The organism is Frondihabitans sp. Leaf304 (assembly GCF_001423105.1).
GTDB lineage: Bacteria > Actinomycetota > Actinomycetes > Actinomycetales > Microbacteriaceae > Frondihabitans.
On record NZ_LMNV01000002.1, the window covers coordinates 1757825 to 1782006 of the forward strand.

Annotated in this window: 31 protein-coding genes; 20 read left to right on the forward strand and 11 right to left on the reverse strand. The window is 65.8% G+C overall.

All coding sequences use genetic code 11. From position 1 onward, the window contains the following. Positions 1 to 131: 131 nt before the first annotated feature. Positions 132 to 608 (reverse strand): DUF805 domain-containing protein, encoded by a 477-nt coding sequence (locus ASF54_RS07830; RefSeq protein WP_055960652.1) that lies wholly within the window; start codon positions 606 to 608, stop codon positions 132 to 134. A 244-nt stretch (positions 609 to 852) separates the two neighbouring features. Between ASF54_RS07830 and ASF54_RS07835 the strand changes: the two genes are divergently transcribed. After that, complete coding sequence (locus ASF54_RS07835) at positions 853 to 1656, forward strand: phosphatase PAP2 family protein (RefSeq protein WP_162237110.1); 804 nt, start codon at positions 853 to 855, stop codon at positions 1654 to 1656. Between the two features lie 48 nt (positions 1657 to 1704). Here the strand turns inward: ASF54_RS07835 and ASF54_RS07840 are convergent, their stop codons facing one another. Next, positions 1705 to 2304, reverse strand: a complete 600-nt coding sequence (locus ASF54_RS07840) for a TetR/AcrR family transcriptional regulator (protein ID WP_055960656.1) — start codon at positions 2302 to 2304, stop codon at positions 1705 to 1707. A gap of 62 nt (positions 2305 to 2366) precedes the next feature. Between ASF54_RS07840 and ASF54_RS07845 the strand changes: the two genes are divergently transcribed. The 6 genes from ASF54_RS07845 to ASF54_RS07870 all read left to right on the forward strand — a co-directional run bounded on the left by ASF54_RS07845 (position 2367) and on the right by ASF54_RS07870 (position 5373). Beyond that, complete coding sequence (locus ASF54_RS07845) at positions 2367 to 3017, forward strand: NAD(P)-dependent oxidoreductase (protein WP_055960658.1); 651 nt, start codon at positions 2367 to 2369, stop codon at positions 3015 to 3017. Positions 3018 to 3151: 134 nt separating this feature from the next. Then, a complete protein-coding gene (locus tag ASF54_RS07850; RefSeq protein ID WP_055960660.1) occupies positions 3152 to 3721 on the forward strand; it encodes a hypothetical protein in 570 nt (189 codons plus the stop codon). Between the two features lie 22 nt (positions 3722 to 3743). Then, complete coding sequence (locus tag ASF54_RS07855) at positions 3744 to 3956, forward strand: hypothetical protein (protein WP_055960662.1); 213 nt, start codon at positions 3744 to 3746, stop codon at positions 3954 to 3956. Next, positions 3953 to 4171 carry a hypothetical protein gene (locus ASF54_RS07860; RefSeq protein ID WP_055960665.1) on the forward strand — a complete coding sequence of 73 codons (219 nt, stop codon included), beginning with the start codon at positions 3953 to 3955 and terminating at the stop codon, positions 4169 to 4171. The genes ASF54_RS07855 and ASF54_RS07860 overlap by 4 nt, the downstream gene beginning before the upstream one ends. Before the next feature lie 280 nt (positions 4172 to 4451). Beyond that, positions 4452 to 4799, forward strand: coding sequence for a hypothetical protein (locus ASF54_RS07865; RefSeq protein WP_157510069.1), 348 nt, complete (start codon positions 4452 to 4454; stop codon positions 4797 to 4799). Between the two features lie 118 nt (positions 4800 to 4917). After that, positions 4918 to 5373, forward strand: a complete 456-nt coding sequence (locus ASF54_RS07870) for a hypothetical protein (RefSeq protein ID WP_055960669.1) — start codon at positions 4918 to 4920, stop codon at positions 5371 to 5373. Between the two features lie 89 nt (positions 5374 to 5462). Here the strand turns inward: ASF54_RS07870 and ASF54_RS07875 are convergent, their stop codons facing one another. The 3 genes from ASF54_RS07875 to ASF54_RS07885 form a co-directional block, all read right to left on the reverse strand. Then, entirely contained in the window at positions 5463 to 5789 is a 327-nt protein-coding gene (locus ASF54_RS07875; RefSeq protein ID WP_055960671.1) for a hypothetical protein, read from the reverse strand. 135 nt (positions 5790 to 5924) lie between these two features. Further along, positions 5925 to 6233 (reverse strand): hypothetical protein, encoded by a 309-nt coding sequence (locus ASF54_RS07880; RefSeq protein WP_055960673.1) that lies wholly within the window; start codon positions 6231 to 6233, stop codon positions 5925 to 5927. 4 nt (positions 6234 to 6237) lie between these two features. Continuing rightward, positions 6238 to 7425 carry an inorganic phosphate transporter gene (locus tag ASF54_RS07885; RefSeq protein ID WP_055960675.1) on the reverse strand — a complete coding sequence of 396 codons (1188 nt, stop codon included), beginning with the start codon at positions 7423 to 7425 and terminating at the stop codon, positions 6238 to 6240. Between the two features lie 245 nt (positions 7426 to 7670). Between ASF54_RS07885 and ASF54_RS07890 the strand changes: the two genes are divergently transcribed. The 6 genes from ASF54_RS07890 to ASF54_RS07915 all read left to right on the forward strand — a co-directional run bounded on the left by ASF54_RS07890 (position 7671) and on the right by ASF54_RS07915 (position 15010). Then, positions 7671 to 8927, forward strand: coding sequence for an ABC transporter substrate-binding protein (locus tag ASF54_RS07890; protein ID WP_055960677.1), 1257 nt, complete (start codon positions 7671 to 7673; stop codon positions 8925 to 8927). Continuing rightward, on the forward strand, positions 8927 to 9859 hold the full coding sequence (locus ASF54_RS07895) for a carbohydrate ABC transporter permease (protein ID WP_084816036.1): 933 nt from the start codon (positions 8927 to 8929) through the stop codon (positions 9857 to 9859). The genes ASF54_RS07890 and ASF54_RS07895 overlap by 1 nt, the downstream gene beginning before the upstream one ends. After that, positions 9849 to 10742 carry a carbohydrate ABC transporter permease gene (locus ASF54_RS07900; protein ID WP_055960679.1) on the forward strand — a complete coding sequence of 298 codons (894 nt, stop codon included), beginning with the start codon at positions 9849 to 9851 and terminating at the stop codon, positions 10740 to 10742. Before ASF54_RS07895 ends, ASF54_RS07900 begins: the two co-directional genes overlap by 11 nt. A 5-nt stretch (positions 10743 to 10747) precedes the next feature. Then, the gene (locus ASF54_RS07905) at positions 10748 to 12073 is read left to right on the forward strand and encodes a family 1 glycosylhydrolase (RefSeq protein WP_055960682.1); all 1326 of its coding nucleotides are present in this window, start codon (positions 10748 to 10750) and stop codon (positions 12071 to 12073) included. Then, positions 12063 to 13889, forward strand: a complete 1827-nt coding sequence (locus tag ASF54_RS07910) for a glycoside hydrolase family 2 protein (protein WP_235480972.1) — start codon at positions 12063 to 12065, stop codon at positions 13887 to 13889. Before ASF54_RS07905 ends, ASF54_RS07910 begins: the two co-directional genes overlap by 11 nt. A 65-nt stretch (positions 13890 to 13954) precedes the next feature. Next, complete coding sequence (locus ASF54_RS07915) at positions 13955 to 15010, forward strand: LacI family DNA-binding transcriptional regulator (RefSeq protein ID WP_055960686.1); 1056 nt, start codon at positions 13955 to 13957, stop codon at positions 15008 to 15010. Positions 15011 to 15265: 255 nt separating this feature from the next. Here ASF54_RS07915 and ASF54_RS16385 read toward each other — a convergent pair whose 3' ends face one another. Beyond that, the gene (locus tag ASF54_RS16385; RefSeq protein ID WP_055960688.1) at positions 15266 to 15688 is read right to left on the reverse strand and encodes a hypothetical protein; all 423 of its coding nucleotides are present in this window, start codon (positions 15686 to 15688) and stop codon (positions 15266 to 15268) included. A gap of 257 nt (positions 15689 to 15945) precedes the next feature. On the opposite strand from ASF54_RS16385, the gene ASF54_RS07925 reads away from it, so the two are divergent. Together ASF54_RS07925 and ASF54_RS07930 are read left to right on the forward strand one after the other, a co-directional pair. Next, positions 15946 to 16923, forward strand: a complete 978-nt coding sequence (locus tag ASF54_RS07925; RefSeq protein ID WP_055960689.1) for a GAF domain-containing protein — start codon at positions 15946 to 15948, stop codon at positions 16921 to 16923. A gap of 79 nt (positions 16924 to 17002) precedes the next feature. Next, on the forward strand, positions 17003 to 17665 hold the full coding sequence (locus ASF54_RS07930) for an NUDIX domain-containing protein (RefSeq protein ID WP_055960692.1): 663 nt from the start codon (positions 17003 to 17005) through the stop codon (positions 17663 to 17665). 69 nt (positions 17666 to 17734) lie between these two features. Here ASF54_RS07930 and ASF54_RS07935 read toward each other — a convergent pair whose 3' ends face one another. Further along, positions 17735 to 18274: a GNAT family N-acetyltransferase gene (locus ASF54_RS07935; RefSeq protein WP_055962301.1), complete on the reverse strand. Its 540-nt coding sequence runs from the start codon at positions 18272 to 18274 to the stop codon at positions 17735 to 17737. A 45-nt stretch (positions 18275 to 18319) separates the two neighbouring features. Between ASF54_RS07935 and ASF54_RS07940 the strand changes: the two genes are divergently transcribed. Further along, positions 18320 to 18886: a helix-turn-helix domain-containing protein gene (locus tag ASF54_RS07940; RefSeq protein WP_055960694.1), complete on the forward strand. Its 567-nt coding sequence runs from the start codon at positions 18320 to 18322 to the stop codon at positions 18884 to 18886. Between the two features lie 87 nt (positions 18887 to 18973). Here ASF54_RS07940 and ASF54_RS07945 read toward each other — a convergent pair whose 3' ends face one another. Next, entirely contained in the window at positions 18974 to 19696 is a 723-nt protein-coding gene (locus ASF54_RS07945; RefSeq protein WP_055962304.1) for an SDR family NAD(P)-dependent oxidoreductase, read from the reverse strand. Positions 19697 to 19790: 94 nt separating this feature from the next. On the opposite strand from ASF54_RS07945, the gene ASF54_RS07950 reads away from it, so the two are divergent. After that, a complete protein-coding gene (locus ASF54_RS07950; RefSeq protein WP_055960696.1) occupies positions 19791 to 20414 on the forward strand; it encodes a TetR/AcrR family transcriptional regulator in 624 nt (207 codons plus the stop codon). Positions 20415 to 20554: 140 nt separating this feature from the next. Here ASF54_RS07950 and ASF54_RS07955 read toward each other — a convergent pair whose 3' ends face one another. Beyond that, complete coding sequence (locus tag ASF54_RS07955; protein WP_055960698.1) at positions 20555 to 21484, reverse strand: NADP-dependent oxidoreductase; 930 nt, start codon at positions 21482 to 21484, stop codon at positions 20555 to 20557. 91 nt (positions 21485 to 21575) lie between these two features. On the opposite strand from ASF54_RS07955, the gene ASF54_RS07960 reads away from it, so the two are divergent. Then, a complete protein-coding gene (locus ASF54_RS07960; RefSeq protein WP_055960700.1) occupies positions 21576 to 22067 on the forward strand; it encodes a MarR family winged helix-turn-helix transcriptional regulator in 492 nt (163 codons plus the stop codon). Positions 22068 to 22123: 56 nt separating this feature from the next. On the opposite strand, the gene ASF54_RS16760 is transcribed toward ASF54_RS07960, so the two are convergent. Continuing rightward, the gene (locus tag ASF54_RS16760) at positions 22124 to 22762 is read right to left on the reverse strand and encodes a TetR/AcrR family transcriptional regulator (RefSeq protein ID WP_055962306.1); all 639 of its coding nucleotides are present in this window, start codon (positions 22760 to 22762) and stop codon (positions 22124 to 22126) included. Here ASF54_RS16760 and ASF54_RS16765 point away from each other — a divergent pair. Together ASF54_RS16765 and ASF54_RS07970 are read left to right on the forward strand one after the other, a co-directional pair. Then, positions 22749 to 22991 (forward strand): ester cyclase, encoded by a 243-nt coding sequence (locus ASF54_RS16765; protein ID WP_200919577.1) that lies wholly within the window; start codon positions 22749 to 22751, stop codon positions 22989 to 22991. The genes ASF54_RS16760 and ASF54_RS16765 overlap by 14 nt on opposite strands. Then, the gene (locus tag ASF54_RS07970; protein WP_055960702.1) at positions 22988 to 23461 is read left to right on the forward strand and encodes a DUF1772 domain-containing protein; all 474 of its coding nucleotides are present in this window, start codon (positions 22988 to 22990) and stop codon (positions 23459 to 23461) included. The genes ASF54_RS16765 and ASF54_RS07970 overlap by 4 nt, the downstream gene beginning before the upstream one ends. 45 nt (positions 23462 to 23506) lie before the next feature. Here the strand turns inward: ASF54_RS07970 and sigK are convergent, their stop codons facing one another. Continuing rightward, positions 23507 to 24088 (reverse strand): ECF RNA polymerase sigma factor SigK, encoded by a 582-nt coding sequence (gene sigK, locus ASF54_RS07975; RefSeq protein ID WP_200919578.1) that lies wholly within the window; start codon positions 24086 to 24088, stop codon positions 23507 to 23509. Positions 24089 to 24182 lie beyond the last annotated feature (94 nt).

Below are 24182 nucleotides of genomic sequence, written 5' to 3' on the forward strand. Positions count from 1 at the left end.
CTCGCTCACTCGCGCGGGCGCGCTTGTCGACGGCGCGAGGACGTCTGAGCGCCCAGACGCCCCGGGCCGAATGTCCGGGCCGGGGCGTCTCTCGTTGTCAGGACTCCGACCGAAGCGGAGGCCCGACGCTATCAGCGGTCGAAGCGCTGGCCTTCGGGCTTGCCCGCCGACGCGAACCACACGATGAGGATGATGGCGCCCACAAAGGGAATCAGAATGAGCAGGTACCAGGCCCCGCTGCGGTTGGTGTCGTGGAGGCGTCGCCATGCCAGCGCCAGCGACGGGATGATCGTGGCGAGGGCCCAGATTCCGGCGATGACCGACACGACAGTTGCGCCGCCCGACATCGTCATCGCTCCTGAGGCGCTCATCGTGTTTCCACCGGCAGCCTGAGAGATGATGTTCAGCACGATGCTGACGATGCCAGCGATCAAGGTCCACCACCAGAACTCGCTTCGCGACGCACGACCGGAGAAGGTGGCGTACTTCTTGAAGAACCGCTTGGCGGCCGCACCGATGGGTGCGCCGTAGTACGGCTGGTTGAGCGGCGGTTCGCCCGGGAGCGACTTCGACTCGCCCTGGTAGGCGGGGGGCTGGGAATACGACATCGTCTGTCCTCCTGGACTGCTTCGGCTAGTGATCGACGCCGAGCTTAGAGCAACCTGGCAGATCGCCGGTAGAGGCGGGCGGCCAAGCGGCGACTCGATCTCGAAAGATCGTCGCTTTTTCCACCAGCCTCCCGTGGAGCCGGCCTCCTACGTCTTTCATTGGCGAGCCGGTGCCGCTGGGCCACCGCGTGGAACGCGCGAGCCGCCACCGGACATGCTCGACGAACCCGAGCACACTGAACAGGTGACCCACGTGCGCCAGCCTGACACCGACGACCGCCTCGACCGGAAGATCGGCAGTCGCGATGTGCGGGAGTGGCGCACGAAGGCCGGGCAACGGCTGGCAGACCGCCATGGCCGGCTTGCTTCCCGTGTCGGTGCACGACCGGCACTAGCGGCCACCCTGGCGGTGGGCGGCGGCATCGCCGTCGCAGCAACGGTCGGTGCCTCGTGGATCTACGACGGAGTCACGAGCCGCAACGGTATCGAGAGCCTCGACGGGCCCGCCCTGGCTCTGGCGCAGAAGCTCCGCTCCCCCGCCGTCGATGCGAGCGCAGCCGGGATCGCCCGGCTCTTCGGGCCCGTCGGCATGCCCGTTCTCGGGCTCGCGATGGCGGGAGCCCTGGCGGCCCGCAGCCGCGAGCTGACACCGGTGGTGGTCGTGACGGCGGCCGGCGTCGGATCCTTGGCCATGACTCTGGCGGGCAAGAACATCATCGACCGCAACCGCCCTCATCGACGAGACGCCATCGCGCCGTTCGAGAAGTCACCCTCGTTCCCCTCGGGTCACACCCTCAACGCCACCACCGTGCTCGGCGCCGGGGCCTACCTCTTCGCCCTGTACGAGGAGCGGAACGCACCGCAGACCGTCGTCATCGCCACGGCCGCTGCGACTGCCGTCACGGTCGGCCTGTCTCGAGTGCTGCTCGGTGCCCACTGGTTCACTGACGTCGCCGTCGGCTGGACGACCGGGGCCGGCTGGCTGTCCGTGCTCATCACGAGCCACCGGCTCTTTCTGACGAGTCAGGATCCGGCGCACACGCGTTGAGCAACCAGCCCGGGGGCACACACGCCGCCGCTCGACGAGCGCCCGAGGTCAGCGGGCTGTGACGGCGCGGGCGCCGAGGCCAGACCCGAGCATCGTCTCCATCGCCGCACCGACCAGGCGATCTGCGGCGGTACGCTCCAGCCGTCGGGATCCCACGAGCGAGGCGATCCCCTGCATCGTGGCGGCGAAGAGCATCTTGAAGTCGAATCGGGAGCCGTCGTCATCACCCTCGGGCTGAGGGCCCATCGCGCTGTCGAGCAGGGCGAACAGCGCGCCCGCCGAATCGCTCACCCGGTCGGATCGGTCGGTCGTCTTGGTCTGGAACATCAGCTCCATGAGCGCGGCGTCGTCGATGGCGAAGTCGACATAGGCCCGCGCGACGCGATCAAAGCGCTTCGAGATGTCGCCCTCCTCGGCCAGTGCTCGACGAACCGCGGTCGTGAGCCGCTCGAAGCCAAGCTCGGCCAGAGCGTCGAGCAGCGCCTGGCGGTCGACGAAGTGACTCCGCGGGGCGCCGTGGCTGACACCGGCGCGCCGGGCGAGATCTCGGAGAGAGAGGCCTTCCACGCCGGTCTCGCGCAAAACGCCGACTGCCTCATCGAGCAAGACAGCACGGAGGTTTCCGTGATGAAAGGGCCGCTCGGTCATGACGTCAGTCTAAACCCAAACTAGTCATTGCCTATTTTCTAGACAGTGCCTATATTGGGGTCATGACAACCCAGCGAACACTTTTGGTATTCGGCGGCACCGGGCAGACCGGGCAGCACTTCACCCGGCTCGCTCTCGACGCCGGCCACCGCGTCCGCGTGCTCGCTCGGACACCCAGCAAGATGACAATCGCGCACGACGACGTGGAGATCGTGCAGGGATCGATCGACGACGACCTCGATCTCGACGCGCTGCTTCACGGTGTCGACGCGGTGGTCGCGATGCTGGGCGATGCGGCGGCGCAGCGCGAGCGCAAGGTCAATACCGCGCTCGTCCGCGCCCTTGTGCCCGCGATGCGACGGAGCGGCACTCGTCGGTTCCTCTATCAGGCGGGCGGGCTGAGCGCAGCCCCGGGCAAGCGGCTCTCGCCCGTTCTCCGAGCGGTGCGAAGCACGCTCGCTCGCGGCTACATCGGCCAGCACGAAGACAATGAGGCGGTGATGCGGTTCCTCGACGACGAGGCGCGCGACATCGAGTGGATGGTGCACCGCGCGGGTATCGGATCGGACGGCCCGTCGAAGGGCGAACTCCGGAGGTCTTCGTCACGTATCAGCATCGGCACGTTCGTCGACTGCGCGACGTACAACCTGCGTTTGCTCGGCGACGACTCGGCCGTTCACACCTGCGACGGGAGTGCTTACGGGCGAGGCTGACGTCGCGCCTTGCGGCGGACGTCGGGGCCGTGAGGGATTACCTTATGAGCAGGCCGAAGACGCCCGAATCTTCCTCGGCCCTTCCAAGGAGACCCCATGCGCCGACATGCCCCTGTAAACGAGCTGCCGAAGCGATGAAGGAATTCCGCGCTCACATCCAGACCGCTCCTCTCGGCGTGCTGTTCGCCTGGTTCACCGGTGTCTACTTCATCGGGACCTACGGCTTCGCCCTTCTCGATGGAACGGGAAGACTGACTCTCGTCACCGCGCTGATTCGCTTCGTCACCGCCGCCCTCTTCGGCGGGGCCATGACTGCCCTCGTAGCCCGGCAACGGCGCCGAGACGGTGGTGTCGAGACAACCGCCCAGATCGCCACGGCCCTCAAAACGGGTTCCGTGCCGAAGGGCGCTGACGCGTCACTGTGGGTGCCTGCACTCGAGGGGCGCCGGAGGCAAAATGAACGAGCCCAGTGGATGAATCCGATTGTCTTCGGCGTCTTCACCGCACTGGGCGTGTGGTTAGCGGTCCAGGATCCGACTGCGGTCGCCCCCTGGATCTTCGTCGCCTTCTTCGTCGCTATCGCGGTGTTCTCGATTGTCGCCGCGAAGCGCTTGGTCAGGAAGATCGATGTCCTCCTGGCCCAGGTGGACTCCACGCCCGTGACACACAACTCAGCCGTGGACTCCGGAGAGATCCGTGGCTAGAGGATGGGATCCGCTGAACCGGATGGCGACCCCACCCGGGGGCCGTATCGGAGCCTGGTTCAACGTCATCGTGTGCGGTTTTCTGTGCGTCGCAACCCCGATCGCGGCCGTCACGAACACGCACCCCTTGGGCACTGGGATCCTCGTCGCCCTGATCGCTCTCGCGATCTGCGTGTTCATGGAGACCCAGTTCGTGCGGATCCTGATTCGCCAAAATAGGGCGGCCAAGAAGTGAACCCACAGGTCATCTTCGGCATCGGCGGTGCCATCGCCGCAGTCTATGGCGCCATCGTCGCCATCTGGGACGACTGGGCGCTCAGCCTGATGGGCCGAAGCGTCACCGGACGCCAGTTCAGCCCGGCCTACATTCGACTGATCGGCATCGTTCTCTGCGTCGGCGAGGTCTCGATAGTGGTCCTTGCCCTCACCGGAGTGCTCCCCGACCACTAGCCGCATCGTGAGAATGTCAGATCGATTGCACTCTGCTTTTTGCTCGAAGGAGACTCCGACGTCCAATTCACAACGAGAGGCCCCGCTTAAGGCCCGTCGCGGTCTGGCCTTCTACGCACTGCCGTGCCTGCAGATATTGGGCCTGGCAGGGGTTTTCCTCGTGCTGTGGCTGAGCCTGTTTCCCCCGGGATTCGCGGGCGCCTCTGCGTCAGCCGTTGCAGCTGTGGCGGGAGCACTCATCTGCGTCGTCTCAGCACTCCTGCTGTGGTCGTGGTCTCGCGTGGGCGGCTACACGGCGCATTGGATGCTCCACCAATGGGTGCGCGACGGGCCTCTCCCCAGACAGGTATCCCTGTCACGACGTCTGCGTTTTCTCAAGCCACTGGCCGACATGAGCGCCGGCGCTGGCTGGCTCTACTTCAGCCTTGCCCTGGTCTACGTTATTCTCGGTGGAATTCGCGCGCTCGAATCCGTCACCGAGTCTCTCGGACATTTCACTGTCGCTGCCGTCTGGCTGCTCGCTGGCGGATATCGGATCCTTTTCACCAGGAAGTGGGGTCAGAGAGCAACGGAGCTCTATAACGAGACGTTGACGGAACAGGCCAGCCAGGGCGATACCCCGGAATGACGGTCAGTCTCATGAGACCGCAAACGGCTGTTCCGTTTCTCTCACGATCGTGGCCTTGTCAGAAATAGACGTCGATGCGCACACTGCAAAAATATAGGTTTCTCAGTATCGTTGCGGCATGTCCGCTACCCATGACGAAGAAGTCAAAGTCCGCGATGCCGAGGTCGCTCGACTTCATCCCGATCTCGAACGCCGGCACCTCCGGGCCACACTTCCTGCTCGCGTTGTCCTCCGCGACATCGAAAAGCACGAAGGAGACCGCGAGATCAAACTGCTGGGCGAGTCCTACGTCATCGCAGTCGTCAACGACGGCGCAGTCCAGTTTTACGCTGGCTCCGACCCCGTATTCGATGCCGGCTCAATCGATATCACGCGAATCGTGGACGTCGAAACCGGTAGCGAGTTCGACTACACGCCGCCTCGGCTCAACCCCACCGTTCGCCTGAAGATTCAGGAGGGAACGACCACCCTGGATGTCGACCTCGAAGTCTTCACCTTCAACGGCACGGAGTTGCACCAGTCGACTGAGATCGATGCGGATCTCGCCTGGTGGAAATCCGCTACCAGCCACTGATCCTTTAGCCACGAGCCCGCTTGACTATCTCCTCCGGAAGCATGCGGGCTCGTTCTAATTCGACTTCGACTACGGGATGCCTGCATCTCTCACTCGGCGAGAGACTGAACCGCATTCCAGAGGTCGTTTTGGAAACCCGACGAGAAGGTGGCTCCAGGCTTGAAGTAGCGATGTGCGCTCGACCCGAAGATCAGCCAGGGCTTCTCGTGTCGCACCGTTCCAGCCTCACTCTCGTGACCGGAATCGACCCGAGTGACAGTCCACATACGATCGCTTTCCGTCTCCTCCATGATGACTCGATATGAGTTGTTCTCGTCAGTCACAAATTCGAATTCGGGCACCGGATCGAGGTCGTAGTCACGAGACACCTCGGAACCGTCGACGGTGACTAGTGCAATGTTGGCGCTACTGCTCATGGTTCGATCCAACCATCGACCCGTCTACTGAACGCGTGCGGTCGTGAGCAGAGGGTGACGCCGAAAAAGCGGGCGATTTCACCGTGTTGAGGCGCAAGAGCAGACCGTGGTCGCGCACGGCAACACCGACGCCCGTCAGTGGAAAAGCGGCACCACGAGGTAGATGCCATACAGCACCGCCGCACCGCCGATGCCGACACAGACGTACCCGCCCAGGGTCGCGGCCGCCGGTCGGGAGGTCAGCGCGCCATGGCCGGCGATCTCACCACCGTCGTCGGGCGATCCGATCGAGAGCAGCCGGAGCCCAACCGAGAAGATGGTCACGATCGCAACCGTGGCGACCAGGGTGACGACACAGACCTCGGCGATGGACGACCAGTCGACACCGAGGAACCCGGCGGCCGACGACGATGACGCTGCGGCGAGGAGGGAGGTTGTACTCATGACTTCAACCCTTCGAGGAGTCAGACGAGGTGGAGGAACCGGTGGAGACATCGGCGAGCGGTCGACCGGTGGCGGTCGATGAGTCGTCGTTCACGTTCTCGTGGCTGACCGGGTGGCGTCTCGCGAGCAGCACGAAGGTGCCGCCACCCGCGACCGCGACGACCACGACCGCCGCGAGTCCGATCGCGCCGGTCCCGGCGAGCCAGGCTGCACCACCCCCGGCGAGCGCCGCGGCCGGCAGGGTCACAACCCACCCGAGGGCGATCTTGCTGACCGTGTTCCAGTGGACCGAGGCGAGTCGTTTGCCGAGCCCGGCTCCGACGACCGCACCGGACGTGATCTGGGTGGTCGACAGGGGAAAACCGAGGTTCGACGAGATGAGCAGCGTGGCAGCCGAGCTCGTCTCGGCTGCGAAACCCTGGGGCGATTCCACGTCGGTGATGTTCTTGCCGACCGTTCGCATGATGCGCCAGCCGCCGGTGTAGGTGCCCAGGGCGATCGCCAGGCCGCAGATGAGGATCACCCAGATCTGCGGGCCCGTGTTGGAGGCCTGGTAGCCGCTCACGATCAACGTCAGGGTGACGACGCCCATCGTCTTCTGGGCGTCGTTCGTGCCGTGAGCCAGCGAAACCAGCGAAGCCGACACGGTCTGCGCGTGCCGGAAGCCGCGCTTCGCACCATGCACCTCGGAGAGTTTCGTCACCCGGTAGGCGATGTAGGTGGCAATGAGCGCGACAGCACCCGCGATGAACGGTGAGAGCACCGCGGGAAGCACGATCTTCGACAGGACACCCGAGAAATCGACAGCGCTGACGCCGGATCCGATGATGGCCGCACCGATGAGGCCTCCGAACAACGCATGGGTCGAACTCGATGGCAGGCCGAGCCACCAGGTGCCGAGGTTCCAGAGCACGGCACCGACGAGGCCGGCGAAGATCAGCACGGGCGTGATGTGCGGCAGGCCCTTCGAGTCTTCGGTGAGGATGCCCGACGAGACCGTCTTGGCGACCTGAGTCGAAAGGAATGCGCCCACCAGGTTGAGCACGGCCGACAGCAGCACCGCGACTTTGGGCTTGAGCGCCCCCGTAGCGACCGACGTCGCCATGGCATTGGCAGTGTCGTGGAAACCGTTGGTGAAATCGAAGATCAGGGCAATGACGATGACCATCAGGACGATGACGAGGACGCTCATATCGATGACTCCAGACGTGGAGGCTCCGGCACGACGTCGAAGCGGTTGCCGCGAAGGTAAGCCCGACTCGTGAACGCGGGGTGAACTCGGCGAGCGAGTGGAAACCGGCCTCGATGCACCTGGGGGAACCGCGTAACGCAGGGATCCTTGGCGAAGCTCGCGTCTCTGGCGACATCGTGCTATAACGATAAAGCGCATTTCAGCGCGGACCGGAAACCCGAAATCCGGATGCTCAAAGGAGAGTCATGAAAAAGAAGAAGTCTGTAGCGATCGGAGCGATCGCCCTGCTGGCCGCTGGTGCCGGACTCACAGGGTGTTCGTCCTCGTCGTCATCGTCCGGGCCCGTCGATTTGACCGTCTGGACGGGATTCACCGGCGGCGACGCCCCGGGCTACAAGCAGATCGTCAAGGACTTCAACGCCTCGCAGTCCAAGGTGAAGGTCACGATGACGGTTCAGCCGTGGGACACCATCCAGCAGAAGCTGCCGTCGGCCTGGCTCACCGGGACTGGCCCGGACATCGCGGCGCCGGCGCCCGATCCCAATGTGATCGCTCAATACGTCAAGACGAACTCGGTTCTGCCACTCACCGCCACGGGCTCGGGAGACACGAAGATCAACACCTCGAAGTTCGCCTCGGCGTTGACGAAGGAGTTCACCTACAACGGCAAGCTCTATGCGGTTCCGGCCAACTACGCCACGCTGAGCCTCTACTACAACAAGAAGCTGTTCAAGGCAGCTGGCATCGCCTCGGCCCCCACCACCGTCGCCGAGTTCCAGGCCGATGCAAAGAAGCTCACGACCGGCGGCACGTACGGGCTCTCCCTGGCCGACAACAACACCATTCAGATGTGGCCGATTCTGCAGTGGCTGTCCGGCGGCGAGGTCACCGACAGCAAGAACTGCAGCGCCCTCCAGACGCAGGCCAGCATCGACAGCCTGCAGCCGTGGGTCACCCTCGTCAAAGACGACAAGATCTCGCCCGTGGGCCAGTCGGGCGCCGAGGCCGACTCGTTGTTCTCCGCAGGCAAGGCGGCTATGGAGATCAACGGCCCCTGGGCCGCCCCCGGCTACAAGTCGGCGGGGATCGACCTGGGGATCGCCAAGATCCCCGTCGGCGACGACGGCACCAACGTCACTCTCGGGAGCACGGCACCGCTTGCGATCTCGGCAAAGACGAAGCACCCGACCGAGGCGCAGCAGTTCCTGGCCTACTGGACCTCGAAAAGCACCCAGCTGAAGTTCTCGAAGAGCACCGGGTTTCCGCCGCTGCGAACCGACCTGAGCGATAATGCGACCCTGAAGGCCGACCCCACCGTCTCGGTGTTCGCGAGCCAGGTACCCGATGCGCGGCTCTACCTGCCCCAGGTCCCCAGTGCCACGCAGGTCGACGCGAACGGCTACGTGCCCTTCATCCAGAAAGTCACCCGCGACGGCGATGTCTCCGCCGACGCCACGAGCGCCGCCGCGACCATCAACCAGTTGACGGGCTGCTCGAGCTGATGACCACCGGAGACACCACGTGGGGCGTCAAGGCGACGCCCCACGCCCGGACCCCGGCCCGGACGCCCCGGTGGAGGTCACGCCCCGCGTGGCTCTTCATGGCCCCGAGTCTCGCGATTCTCGGCGTGTTCGTGCTCTGGCCCATTGTTCGCTCCTTCTGGTACAGCCTGCACACCTGGACCGTCGGTGCCACCGATCAACCCTTCATCGGCTTCGACAACTACGTGCAGCTGACCCGGGATCCTCAGTTCTGGGGAGCGCTGCTCCACACGGTCGAGATCACGGCCGTCTCCGTGCTCCTCCTGCTCGTGATCGGTTTCTTCCTCGCGCTGGCACTCGCTTCCGAGAACCTCGTCACCCGGATCATCCGGTCGGCGTTCTTCTTTCCCTACGTGGTGTCACTGACCGCAGCAGGTCTGGTGTGGCGATTCCTTCTGGATCCCAACATCGGTCTCGTCGACGGCCTCTCCAAAGCCCTCGGCTGGGGAGCCCCGGCGTGGTTGGCCTCCACCACACTCGCACTGCCGACGATCATCTTCGTATCGATCTGGAAGAACGTCGGCTTCGTCATGATCATCCTGGTGGCAGGCCTCAAGGGGGTTCCCGAAGACCAGTACGAAGCGGCCCGGCTCGACGGTGCCAGTCGTGGTCAGCTGGTTCGTTTCGTCACACTGCCAGCCCTCCGCCCCACGATCCTGTTCGTCAGCGTCATCCTGACCATCCAGTCGCTCCAGCTCTTCGACCTGGTCTACGTGATGACGGGCGGGGGGCCGCTCTTCACCACGGACACTCTCGTGACCCTCCTCTTCCGCGACGGATTCGTGAACTTCCAAACCGGTTACGCGTCGGCGATCTCGTGGGTGCTGTTCCTGCTCATCGTGATCGTCTCCGCTCTTCAACTGAAATTCTTCAGGTACAACGATGTCGACTGAGACTCTGACCCCCGCACCCGCGCCGCCCCGGACCGCCCCGGATCAACGCCGGCAGCCGATCCGAGGCCGGGGCAATGGCCTCGACATCGTCAAATGGGTTGCCGTCGCCGCCGGCGTGATCGTCGCCGTCGTGCCGTTCATCTGGATGATCGGCACCTCGTTCCGCAGCGAGGCCGACCTCTTCGCACACCCCGCCAGCCTTCTCCCCACCCAGTGGACCCTGCACGGCTACAAAGGGGTCTGGGACCAGCTGCCGTTCCTGCGCCTACTCCTGAACACGGTTGTCTTCGCCGGCGTGACCACGATTCTCACCCTGCTCTTCGACTCGATGTGCGCCTACGCACTGGCTCGTCTCGACTTCCGGGGCAAGACCATCGCGTTCTGGCTCGTGCTCGTCACGTTGATGGTGCCCTTCCAGGTGACTCTCATCCCGGTCTTCATCGAGCTCTTCCACCTCGGGTGGCTGAACACTTATCACGGGCTCATCATCCCCCGTGCCACGAGCGCCTTCGGGATCTTCCTGTTCCGCCAGTTCTTCATCTCCATCCCGAGAGAACTCGACGAGGCAGCTCGCCTGGACGGCGCGAGCCACTTCAAAATCTACCGAAGCATCATCCTGCCGCTCTCGAAGCCGGCCATCGCGACCGTGGCGCTGCTGAACTTCACCGCCCTGTGGAACGACCTGCTGTGGCCCCTCGTCGTCACGAGTTCGCCCGACCTGCAGACACTGCCGGCAGGGCTCGCCCTCTTCGGCGGGCAGCACGTCACCGATCACGCGGTCCTGCTCGCCGGCGCGGTCATCTCGCTGATCCCCATTGCCATCGCCTTCTTCCTCGCGCAGCGCTTCTTCGTCGCGGGCATCTCTAACACCGGATTGAAGTAAGACCCATGACAGACCCCTTTTTCGCCTCAGGAGAGCTCCGCTGGCTCCTCGGCATCGAAGACACCTGCGTCTATCCACCCGTCGGCTCTGCCATGGGAGCACTCGACGAGCACCGCCTCACCGGTCACGACGATCACTGGCGAGAGGACTTCGACCGCATCAAGGCACTCGGGGCAACCGGGTTCCGGTACGGGGTCAGCTGGCCACTCGTGCATACGGCCCCGGGGGAGTTCCGCTGGGAGTCACTCGACGAACGCCTGGACTACGCCGTCAAGACCCTCGGTCTCGTCGTGGTAGCCGACCTGGTCCACTACGGGACGCCCACGTGGCTGACCCGGTCGTTCGCCGACGATCGCTACGCCGAGACCGTGGCCGAGTTCGCCGGCGCATTCGCGGAGCGCTACCGCGGTGTCGTCGACCACATCACTCCCCTGAACGAACCGCTCACCACCGCCTCGTTCTGCGGCCTCCGGGGTGTCTGGCCGCCGGCGCTCACCGGCTGGGACGGATGGACCGAGGTCACCGTCTCCATCGTCGACGGCATCCGACAGAGCATCAGCGCGATTCGAGGCGCCAATCCGGACGCCGTGATCGTGCATGTCGAGGCATCTGCCCTGTATTCGGCATCAGACCCCGCATTGGAGGCCGACGTTGCGCACCACGAAGCAATCGCTCGGCTCCCCCTGGAGTTGCTCCTGGGTCGAGTCACCGAGGATCACCCGTACAGGCAGTACCTCGTCGACCACGGCGCCTCTCAGTCGACTCTCGAACGACTCACTCGAGACGTTCCCACGATCGACGTCCTCGGGGTGAACTACTACCCCGATCTCACCCCGCGCATTCTTCGAGGCTCACCCGGCTCTCCCCGCCAGGTGACGGAAAACAGAGGCGCGGCGGGGCTGCAACACGTTTTGGAGGACGCCCTGCGAAGGTACGGTCTCCCGATCGTCATCACGGAGACCAGCATCGAGGGCAGCGAGCAGGAACGCCAGTCATGGCTGCAGCAATCGGCAGCCCTCGTCCGGACTATGAACGCGGCGGGGTGCGACATCCGCGGCTACACCTGGTGGCCTCTTCTCGACTTCGTCGACTGGTCGTATGCCTCGGGCGGCCGGAACGTGGAGGAGTTCGTCCTCGACCCGAGCGGCGACCTGCCGGCGGACCAGGAGCGATTCGCCGATTCGACGGATGAGACGAGCCTCTTCTTCCGGCGAATGGGCATCGTTTCCGTCACCGACTCGCAGTCGACTCGCCAGAACACGAGTGCGGCGAGCAGCTTCCAGGAGGAAGCCGAATGGACGCCGGCGAACGGAGATGTTCGTGTCGGTTGACACCCTCTCGGCCGAGGCCCTGGCCGCGCAGGCGCATGATGCGCACTACCCCCGCCCGCAGCTCATCCGCCGAGACTGGCAGAACCTCGACGGCGTCTGGCGTTTCGCCATCGACGACGACGATCGCGGGCTCACCGAGCAATGGTGGTTGCCAGAACACGCCTTCCCCGAAACGATCATCGTCCCGTTTCCGCCGGAGTCGAACGCCTCGGGAATAGGAGTCGACGGGATCCATGACGTCGTCTGGTACCAGCGGGAGATCTCGTGGGACGACGTCGTAACCGCCGGCTACGACGAGAACGACAGGCCCCGTCTCGTGCTCCACTTCGGTGCGGTCGACTACCGTGCCACAGTGTGGCTGGACGGAGCGCAGGTCGCCCAGCACGAGGGGGGTCACACCCCCTTTTCGCTCGTGGTGCCAATCCAGCCTGGGAACGCCGGCTATACCGTGACCGTCCGCGCCGAGGATTACGCCGCCGACGTCGGCCAACCTCGCGGCAAACAGGACTGGCAGAGCGACGCGCACGTCATCTGGTACCGCAGGACAACCGGCATCTGGCAGAGCGTGTGGCTCGAGGCCACACCCGCCGTCGCTGTCGAGAAGCTCCACTGGACGGCCGATGTGCCCGGGGCACGGGTGGTCTGCGAACTGCGACTCACGGCACCGCCCCTGTCAGGCGACACTGTTCGCATCACGCTCACCCACGGCGAGGTCGTACTCGCGGACGTCGGTGCCTCGCTCGTCGGGCAACGTGCCACGGTCACCCTCGACCTCCCCCAGCAGGCGAACGGACAGGACTACGAGCGATTGCTCTGGTCACCCGATAATCCCTCCCTCATCACCGCCGATGTCACAGTCGGCCGCGACCGAGTCGTCAGCTACTTCGGACTGCGGACGACCTCGATAGCCAACCGTTCCTTCTTATTGAACGAACGCCCCGTTTACATCCGCTCCGTTCTCAGCCAGGGTTTCTGGCCCACTTCTCATCTGGCCGCCCCGAGCCCCGAGGTACTCCGGGACGAAGTCGCGTGGATCCTTCGACTGGGATTCAACAGCGCCCGCGTGCATCAAAAGATGGAGGATCCGAGATTCCTCTATTGGGCGGACCGCCTGGGTCTCATGCTCTGGGCAGAAGCGCCTGCCGCCTACGAGTTCTCGCCGACGGCAGTCTCGCGCACGACGCGGGAGTGGCTGGACGTCGTCGATCGTGATCGCTCGCACCCCTCGATCGTCACGTGGGTTCCGATGAACGAGAGCTGGGGCATTCAGCACATCGCCCACGACCCGCGTCAGGTCGCGTTCGCCGGGGCGCTGACGGCACTGACCAGAGCTATCGACCCCACCAGGCCTGTGATCTCCAACGATGGGTGGGAACACGTCGACTCCGACATCCTCACCGTGCACGACTACGACTCCGACCAAGCCGTCCTGACCGACCGGTACGCCGACCCCAATCTTCGCGCGAACCTCATGAACGGGCTCGGTCCTGCCGGGCGTCGAATGACAGTCACCGGGTCGATCCGAGACGACGCCCCGGTGATGGTCACGGAATTCGGCGGCATCACGTACTCGCCCGGTGCTCGGGCCGAGGACGCATGGGGCTACTCTTCCGCCACATCCGCCGAGGATTTCCAGGCTCGTCTCCTGGCTGTCTACGAAGGGATCCGGGCTGGGCGCGCGGTCGTCGGATCCTGCTATACCCAGCTCACCGACACCATGCAGGAGGCGAACGGCCTTCTGACCGAGGATCGCGTACCCAAGCTGGATCCTGGCGTCATTCGTGCGATCGTGCAGGGCGGGCCGATGCCCGTCTGAGGAAAGCGAGTCGGGTCCAGTAGGTTGGGGCTCGACTGGTCAATCGATCAAGCAGAAGGGATCTCATGGCCTCCACGAACGGGCGAAGGGTGACCCTCAAAGACGTCGCCGAGAAGGTCGGCGTGACTCCCGCCGCCGTGTCGATGGCGTTGCTCGACAACGGGCGCATCAGCGCCGAGAAGAAGATCGCGATCCGGCAGGCTGCGACTGAGTTGGGATACGTCGGGTCGTCGGCCGCGAGGGCGCTGCGCAACCAGAAGACGAACACCATCGCGCTCATCGTTCCTCTCACGGCGACACACGTGTTCGGCCACTCCTACTTCACGCACGTCCTGCAGGGTGTCACCGAAGCCTGCAACCGACGCGACGTTCAGACCCTCCTCGCCACCAACGCCGACGAGGCCCATGGGCTCGCCGCCTACGAACGCGTGCTTCGGGGCAACATGGTCGACGGTGCCGTCGTCACGAGCGCGGCGATCACCGATTCCACGGTTCAGCGCCTCTCACAGGGAGGCGTTCCGGTCGTCCTCATCGGTAATTTTCCGTACCTCGACGAGCCGGTGACGGTGGGAATCGACGACCGTGCCGCGTCAGCTCTCGCCACCAGGCACCTCCTCGAGGTCCACGGCCGGAAGCGTCTGATCCATGTCGCCGGCCCGCGTGACCACCAGACCGGACTCGATCGCAGCCTCGGGTTCGCGGACGCCGTCCGCGAGGCGGGAGTCGACGAAGGCTCCCTCATCGTCGAGTCCGACCTCACCGAGCAGGGTGGGGCGACCGTCATCGACGAACTCGGCTCCCGTCTCGCCGACTACGACGGGATGGTCTTCGCCAATGACGACATGGCATTCGGCGCCATCACCGCACTGACTCGGCTCGGTATCGGCGTGCCGACCGAGATGTCGGTTGTGGGTTTCGACGACTTCGGCCTGGCCCGTGTCGTCAGCCCGGGAATCAGCACGGTGAGGGTTCCGGTGGAGGAGATGGCCCGGGACGCCACGGAGCGACTTCTCCAGATCGTCGACGGCGTGCCCGGCTGGACCAGGCGAGACTTCGACGTGCAGTTCATCGCTCGGGAGTCGTGCGGCTGCTCGGCGACCGAGACGCCAAGAGAGCTCTAGGTCGGGCCGTCCCCGCCACACATGGCAGGCAGGGCTCGCCGGTCACACGCGTGTGCCCGCAGCCGAGAGGCCAAGGGCACACGTGCAGGCGATGCGCGCTCAGTTGATGGCGAACACCTGAGCCTGGTTGCCGTTGCAGTCGTACAGCTGAAGCGCTGTCTGGCCCGCGACCTCACGCGAATCGGCCAACCTCACGCGCCGCGGCGCTGTGACGCTGGCCGATTCGCACGACTTCGCCGATCTACAGCCCGAGGGTCAGCTGCCGGAGCGCTCAAGCCGCTCGATCAGGCCGGCCTTGTTGAGCCGCGAGATACCCGTCAGACCCTTGGCCTTCGCGGTCGTGCGCAGGCTGATCATGGTCTGGGCGTGGAGGTCGTCCGACTCGGCGCTGTGCGGCAGCGGCGGCGTGTAGAGGGCGCCCGCCTTGGCCTCATCCGACTTCGGCGCCGCCGACTTGGATGCCGCCGACTTGGATGCCGCCGACTTCGGCGCCGCCGACTTGGCCGGAGTCGTCGCGAGGTCGGCCTTCGCCTTCTTCAAATCCTTCTTGAGGTCGTCGACGGGCGGGCGCTTCTTCTTCGCCACCTTCTTGGCGAGATCGCGGGCGTCCTTGACCGCCTCCTTCGCCTTGTCGTAGGCCTTCTCGGCAGACTTCTCGAGCTTCGTGGTCTTCGCCATAGGGGTCTCCTTCGTCCGGCTTTCCATGCAGCCCGCGGAGGGCTGCACACCATGTACTACCGGCCATCTTTGTGCCTGCCGCTGAGTGCGAGCGGAATCTTTCGTGCATGCAGGGGCGACGACGGCCCCCGCACTGGGTGTAACCGTCGAGCCACGATATTGCGAGGCTAAAGCTTCAGGGTGCCTCGTTCGCAACCACGGGGATCCTCGTGGGCGCGACTCGGCACTGTCACGCGAGCCGTCCGAGGAGAGCTTCCATGCCCACCACTGCTGCCACCGTCGCCTCCGCTCCCACCGCCGAGGCGCCCAGCACAGAGGCGCTCAGCACAGAGGCCCCCGCCGCCAAGGTGTTTCTGGTCGACAGCGATCCGAGCACTCGGCGCGAAGCCATGCAGGCCCTCCTGCCCCACGGGTTCGAGTTGTTGATCGGGGAGGGCCCTTTCGAGGCCACCACTGCGATCCTCCGCGCGGAACCCGACCTGGTGATCCTCGGCGACTCGATGACGCACGAGTTCGGGCTCGCCCTCGTCGGACGACTGTTCTCCCTTCCCACCACCGCCGACACCCCCGTCGTGGTGATCGCGAACACCCCCGAGAAGCGGCTCGCGGCGGAGAAGGCGGGCGCCACCCACGTGCTCTCCGGGCCCCTCGACGACGACGCCCTGCGACGAGCGGTCGCCACCCAGCTCGGTCTTCCCGGCGGGTTGGACCACGCTCCTGTCTCGCTGCTGAACGACGTCGATCGGCTTGCCGCCGTTCGTGCCCTCCGAGACAGCTCGGGAGCCGTCGACTTCGACGAGTTCACGAAACTCACTTCCGATCAGTTGCGCACCCCGGTTTCTCTCGTCACCTTCATCGAGAACGACCGGCAGGTCTACGCCAGCCACGTCGGCCTCACTCCCCCCTGGTCGGCCGCCGGCAGTGCGCCGTTGGAGTACTCCTACTGCCAGTACGCGATCACCTCCCGGCAACCCCTCATCATCGACGACACCAGCACGCACCCCCTCGTCGCCTCCAGCCCGTCCGTCTCGGAGAGCGACTGGATCGCCTACGCGGGCATCCCCCTCATCACCGCCGACGGCCACGCGGTCGGCGCCCTCTGCGCCATCGATCACCGGCCCCGACAGTGGACCCCCGACGACATCCGCACGCTCGAGGATCTCGCCGGCATCCTCACGACACAGCTCGACACCGCCCTCACCGCTCCGGCGACCGGTCGGCACCGCCGGCACTAGCCGCCCGGTTCCGCGACACCCTGCACGGTCGTCTGGCGCCTGCATTCGGTCTCGCGACCGGGTCCGATACGGTCGAGGCGTGATCGATTCCCGAGGCGTCTCCCTTCCCGACTCCCGAGGCCGAACCGGCCTGGATCAAACCGGTCGTGATCTCGATCGGAACCCGGATGTCGTGGTCCGTGACGTCGAGGTCACCTCTGACGGCTGGCACGTGCTCCGCCGCACGACCTTCGACATCCGCGGGCAGGACGGCGAATGGTCGACCCACCAGCGCGAGACCTACGACCGGGGCAACGGCGCGACGATCCTGCTCTACGACCCCGCGAGGCAGACCGTCCTCCTGACCAGGCAGTTCCGGTTTCCCGCCTACGTCAACGACCACCCCGACGGCATGCTCCTCGAGACCGCCGCAGGTCTGCTCGACGACGACGACCCCGAGACCGCCATCCGGCGCGAAGCGAGCGAAGAGCTCGGCGTCGAGGTCGGAGAGTTGACCCACGTCTTCGATGCGTACATGAGCCCGGGATCGGTGACCGAACGCGTCCACTTCTACGCCGCGACGTACTCCCCCGGCGACCGGACCAGCGCGGGTGGCGGCGTCGCGGCCGAGGGCGAAGACATCGAGATCGTCGAGCTCCCGTTCGATTACGCGCTCGAGATGATCGCGGACGGCAGGATCCTCGATGGCAAGACGATCATGCTGCTCCAGTGGGCGGCGCTCCAGAACGTCATCCGCCGCTAGGGAACGCGCCAGGGCACGTCGGCGGCAAGGCGCGACACCAGGATCCGACCCGGTGCGACCGGAAGGCGGTCAGCGCAGCGGGAGGGGCGCCGCCTTCACGTCATCACCGTGCGGCAGGTCGAGTTGCGACCAGGTCACGTCGTGCCAGCTGTCGAGCTTCCAGCCGATGTTGGCATGAGTGCCCACCGGCTCGAAGCCGAAGCGATCGTGGAGTCGGGCACTGGCCGGGTTGGGCTGCGTCACGCCGGCGATGACGCGCCGGAACCCGCGCTCCTGCAGGGCGGGAAGCAGCGCCGCATAAAGGGCGCTGCCGCCCCCCGAGCTGCGCCGGTCGCTGTCGAGATACACGCTGACCTCGCAACTCCACTGGTACGCAGCGCGAGACATGAAGGGGCCCGCGTAGGCGTAGCCGATCACGACTCCGTCTTCCTCGAGGACCAGCCACGTGTGCCGCTCCTGCGCCGCGGCGATTCGACGCGCCATGTCGTCAGCGGACGGGGGCTCGGTCTCGAAGGTGATCGCGGTGGCCCGCACATACGGCGCGTAGATGGCGGCGCAGGCGTCGGCATCCGACGCGAGGGCCGGTCGAATCAGGCGTGAGGCTGTCATGGCCATATAGTAGCCAAAAGCGGCACCATAAGAACAGGAGACACGATGGTCGACGATCTCACCGACGCCCTGGCCCGCACCGTCCGGGTGGCCCGGGCGGAGCAGAACCTCTCCCTGGTCGGCCTCGCCGAGCGATCCGGGGTCTCTCGGGCCATGATCGCCCGCATCGAACGCAGTGACGTCCAGCCGACTGCGGCCCTGCTCGCCCGCCTCTCCGCAGGCCTCGGCCTTACCCTCTCCGAGCTCATCGTGCGCGCCGAAAGCGAGGGGTCACGCCTGCTCCGGGCGGTCGATCAGCAGGTCTGGAGAGACCCCGAGACGGGCTATTCGCGACGAGCTCTGTCACCCGGCACGGCCGCGGCACTGGAGCTGGTCGACGTCTCGCTTCCGCCGGGCGCATCGGTGCACTATCCCGCAGACGCGTTCCGCTTCATCGACCAACAGATCTGGGTCACCGCCGGCACCCTCGACTTCACCGAGGGCGCCGACCACCACACACTCGAGGCGGGTGACTGCCTGCAACTCGGCGAGGCCGCCGACTGCACTTTCGCGAACTCGGGCTCGAGCGACTGCCGGTACCTCGTCGCGCTCGCCAAGACGTCGCGCGCATAGGTCTAATCGCTACCCGCTCGCCGCTCCCGCGCGGAGGGAGGGAGAGTCCGGGTGAGCCGAGGTACCCCCTTGGCCTCTGCCCCTGACCTATGGGCGGGTGCCTCCGTACGCCACCGACACGAGATCCCGGCGGGCCTCGCCCGTCTCGATCAACTCCAGGATCGCGTCGGCGACCTGCTCGGGCGCATCGAACGTCGCACCGGAGGTCATCGCCTCGGCATCGGCTCGGCCGGCTCGAATCGAGCTGAGGAACTCGGTATTCGTGGCGAACGGGATCATCGTCGAGACGGTCACACCCGTTCCCTCGAGTTCATTCCGAGCGATCGCCGAGAGCCGCTCGAGAGCGATCTTCGATGCGACATAGCCGCCCGTGCCGGGAACATCCGCGAAGGTCGTCCCCGAACTGACGTTGACGATGCGGCCGGCCCCCTGTCGGCGCATCGCCGGAAGCACCGCTTGCATCAGGGCGAGGGGTGCCACCAGATTCAGCTCGAGCACCCCGCGGAAATCGTCGAGCGAGATCTGCTCCGTCGTCGCCTGCAGCCCTTGACCGGCGTTGTTGACGAGAACGTCGACGCGACCGAACGCATCCAGGGTGGTCTGCACCATCGCCGCCACCTGCTCCTGGTCGGTCACGTCGCATCGAACGGCGATGGCGCCGTCGAGCTCATCGGCGAGGGCGCTGATGCGATCCTCGCGCCGAGCCGCCAAGACGACCCTCGCGCCGGCCGCCGCCGCCGCTCGCGCCGTCGCCGCCCCGATACCGGACGACGCGCCCGTGATGATGACGACCGAGTTGTCGATCTTCATCGTCTCCTCCTTCTCGACCACCCAAGCGGCCGTGTTTCGTAATTACGCTACTCGTTAGTAGCGTAACCCCCTGGCCACCACCTAGGCTTGGCTCGTGACCGATTCGAACCGCCCCCCTGACGCCACACAGGTCGGCCGCCCCTTCGATCGTTCGCGCGACGCACTGATTCTCGATGTGACCCTCGACCTCCTGGCCGAGCGGGCCTACGACCGAGTCACCCTGGATGACGTCGCCGCACGCACGGGCAAGGCCAAGACGACGCTGTACCGCCGGTGGGCGACGAAAGACGATCTCGTTCTCGCGGCGATCCACTCCATCGGACTCCCTCCCGAGATCGAGCAGTTACCCGACTTGGGATCCTTGCGTTCCGATCTGCTCGCCGTCGTCGACTCCCCCTGGCTCGGCGGGCCCGATCGGCGCCTCGCCTTGTTTTCCGGCCTCACCTCGGCTGCACGAGCTTCGGAGCGCATCGCCGGGGCCGTCCGGGCGGAGGTGACCGAGCCGTACGGCGAGACCTACCGCCGCCTGCTGACCCGCGCGATCGACCGGGGAGAGCTCTCCGCCGAGATGGCCGCGCGCGTGCCGATCGTCGCCGACGTGATCCCGGCGATGAGTACCCACTACCTGACCGCCGCAGACAGACCGGCGCAGCGCGACTTCTTCGTCGCCGTCATCGACGATGTCGTGCTTCCCGCGCTGCAGGTGGGGCGGGGCTGAGATGCAGCCCCGCCGAGTCGTATCAGGCGCACGGTAGGGCACCTCTCGAAAGTCGTCATTGACTCCAGAGTCAATGAGGTTTTTCGAGAGTCCCCTCCCCGCCAAGATCCGCCACAAGCTCGCAAGGACCGAGACCATCACTACGGCAGGACGATGACCTTGCCGGACACCCGCCCGGCCGCACCCTCGGCGTGCAGCGACTGCAGCTCGGTCAGCGGGATCCGGCGAGTGACCTCGACCGTGAGCGCCCCCGAATCGACGAGGGCCACGAGCTCAGTGAGGCGCTGTCGATTCGGGAGCACGAACACTGTCGCGGCCCGCACCCCTCGGGAGTCGTCACCGGGTGTCGGCATGAACGCGGTCGTACTCACGACCGCTCCGCCGTCTCGGACCATTGCCACGGCGGCGGCAAATTCGTCCGGTTCGATGGGAGCGAGGTTCAGCAGAACGTCGACCTGCCCCTCGAGGGCCTGAAGAACATCGGTCTCGGTGTGGTCGATCACCTGATCGGCACCCGCGGCCAGAACGGCTGCGGCGCTGCGCGGGCTGGCGGTCGCGATGACGTGCACGCCGGCACGCTTTGCGAGCTGGATGGCGTATTTGCCGACCACACCGCCGGCGCCGACGATGAGCACCCGCTGACCCGCCTCGAGCCGCCCCTCGTCGAAGAGCGCCTGCCACGCCGTCAGTGCGACCGACGGTAGTGCGGCGGCATCGGCCAGAGGGATACTCGTGGGCGCCGGCACGACCGCGTCGGCGGGGGCGACGACGTACTCTGCAGCGCCGCCGTCGCGTTCCATCGGCAGGAATGAGATCACCGGGTCACCGATGGCCACGCCCGTGACACCCTCCCCGAGAGCATCGACCGTACCGGAGACGTCGTAGCCCGGCACGTGCGGGAGTTCGATCGGTATCGGCAGGAACCCGGCGCGCATGCCGTTGTCGGCTGCGCTGTAGGCGGATGCCGCGACGCGCAACCGGACCTCGCCAGGGCCGGGAGCGGGCTGCTCGATGTCGCTGTAGCGGAGGACCTCGGGTCCGCCGGTTTCGCGGTACTGCACTGCCTTCATGATGGATCCTTTCGTCAATTGCTTCGAATTCGAAGCGAATACCGGAAAGCTACCACTGCTTCGAACTCGAAGCAACAGCTACGATGGACACATGCCGGATTCGCCCACCCTCACCCCGACTCAGCTCAGCGCCTATCTGGCATTCACCGAGGTGGGCGCACTGCTGCGACCGACCGTCGAGAAGCAGCTCCGTGACGTCGGCGAGCTGAGCTATGTGCAGTTCCAGCTCCTGGCGAGGCTCGGCGACACCGCCGACGGCCGTCAGCGCATGACCGATCTCGCCGACGGGGTCGTGTACAGCCGAAGCGGGCTGACCTACCAGGCGCAGCTCCTCGAGCAGCGCGGGCTCGTGACGCGATCACCCTCGCCAGACGACGAGCGCAGCACCGTCGTCGCGATCACCGCGGCGGGACGAAGCGTGCTCGCAGCGGTGTTCCCTGGGCACATCGGCACCGTGCACGACCTACTGTTCGCTCCGATCACCGACGACGACGCGAGAGATCTCGCCCGCATCCTCGGTCGCATCAGCGAGCGACTCCGCACGAACCCGCCCCGCTCGGCGGCTCGGCGGAGCTCGAAATAGCACCAGAACCAGCACATGAACTAGCGCCCGAGAGTCACGCTTGACCCCAGAGTCAATCAGCTTTCTAGAGAGCCGCTCACCGACCCAGGCTCCGCGAGAAGCCGATTCGGAATGATCCTGTTCACCAACAGAAGGATCCGGGCCTCCTGGTGATCCGGCCGTAATCGGGCGCCTCGCTGTAGCTCCGCGAGGCCGTGCAGGCTCGCCCAGAGCACCTCGGTCAGCATTTCGACGTCGGCATCGCCGGCGTGAGGTTCCACCGCCGCCCTCAACTCGGCGAAGGCAGACGATGGCGCCGGCGGCGACGACAGCGACGAGGCCGAACCGCTTCCGAAGCGCAGGCGGGTGGTTCGGCTGAACATCGCGTCGTAGACGGCGGGCGCATCGGTCGCAAAGGCGGCGTAGCGATGGGCCACGGCTGACAGCGCATCGCCCGAGGCGGCGGTGACGCGCGCCTCATGAAGGGCCTCGGCGAGCTCCTCGAAGCCTTCGAGGGCGACGGCATCGGCGATGTCGTCGAGCGAGGCGAAGTGCTTGTAGATGACCGGCTGGCTGTATTCGATCTCGGTCGACAGGCGCCTCGTCGTGACGGCCTCCCAGCCTTCGCTTTCGGCGATCGAGCGGGCCGTCGTCGTGATCAGGCGACGTCGCGCCGATCGGTCGCGGGCTCGACGCTCTTCGATGGAAGGCGTCATCGTCTCGGGCGACCGTGTCGTCGGTCGCTTCATCTATCGAGGTACTCACACCGGCGACCTGCTGGGCATTCCGTCCACCGGCGCCGCCGTCGAGATGCGGAGCATCGACATCTGGCGCGTCGAGAACGGCCTCCTCGTCGAACACTGGGACGAACTCAACCTCATGGAGGTCTTTCAACAGGTCGGCGTTCTCCCCCAGCTCGGCGGCTCTGAGGCGGCGACAGCATGATCGCCCTCGCGCAGGTTGCGGCACTCCTGGCCGTCCTCGGCGTCGGGCTCGTCTGGGGCACGGACGCGTTCTGCGCCCTGGTTCAGCGCCCCGCACTCGCCCGCGTCGACGACGCAGCACTCACCACCGTGATGGGCAATGTGCACCGTTTTGGCGACCAGCGGATGCCCGTCCCCGGGGTCGTGGGCCTCGTCGGATCCTTGGCTGCAGCTGTGCTCGCAGCGCTCACGGGACATGCCGCAGCTGCGGCGTTGGCAGGCACGGCACTCGTGCTGCTCGTCGTTTGGCTCGTGCTCTACGCGCGCATCAGCGCGCCGATCAACCGCACGTTGACCGAGGCGGCAGACCGAGGCGAGACACTCGCCAACGCTCGCGCGCTGCAGGCGGGCTGGGATCGGATCATCGTGCTCCGCGCCGCTCTACAGGGCGTGGCACTGCTCGCACTCGGCCTCACCCTCATCGTCCTGTGAACGCCCGACGACTAAGCCCTCCGCCCGGTTAGCCATAAGGAGTCATCAGGCTGCTGCGACAGCCAGCTCCGTGCGGAGGGCGATGAGCCCGTTTCGGAGGCGCGTCTTGATCGTGGCGATCTTCACGCCGAGCCGGTCCGCGATCTGGGCCTGGGTCAGAGTGTCGAAGTAGGCGAGTTCGATCGCCTCGCGCTGGACGGCCGAAAGATGACACATCGCAGCGCGGACCTCGTCGTTCGCGAAGCGAATGTCGACGGTTTCCGAGACGACGTCGTAAGCCGCCTCCTGGTCCCTGATGCCGACGCGCATGTCTCTGTCCCGCGACGACTGGGATGCGCGCACACGATCGATCGCTCGTCGGCGGGCGATCGTCATCATCCACGACCGCGCGTTGCCCTTCGAGGCCTCGAACTTTGCGGCGTTCTGCCACAGCTCGAGATAGACCTCCTGCGTCACCTCCTCCGACTGTGCCGGGTCGCGAAGGCACTGAGTGACGAGACCGAGGATCCGAGGCGCCGTCCGGTCATAGAGATCCGCGAAAGCACGGCGATCCCCACCGGCTATCCGGACAAGAAGATCATCATCGCTGGATCCAAGCGAATCGATCGAGGCTGCTAAGGAAGTCATTGGTCCCCGCCATTCGTCCTCCGCAGGATGGTTAGGGCCACGAGAGGACATCGCACTGGGGAAGATCCCCATAACGATCAGCCTAGAAACACGC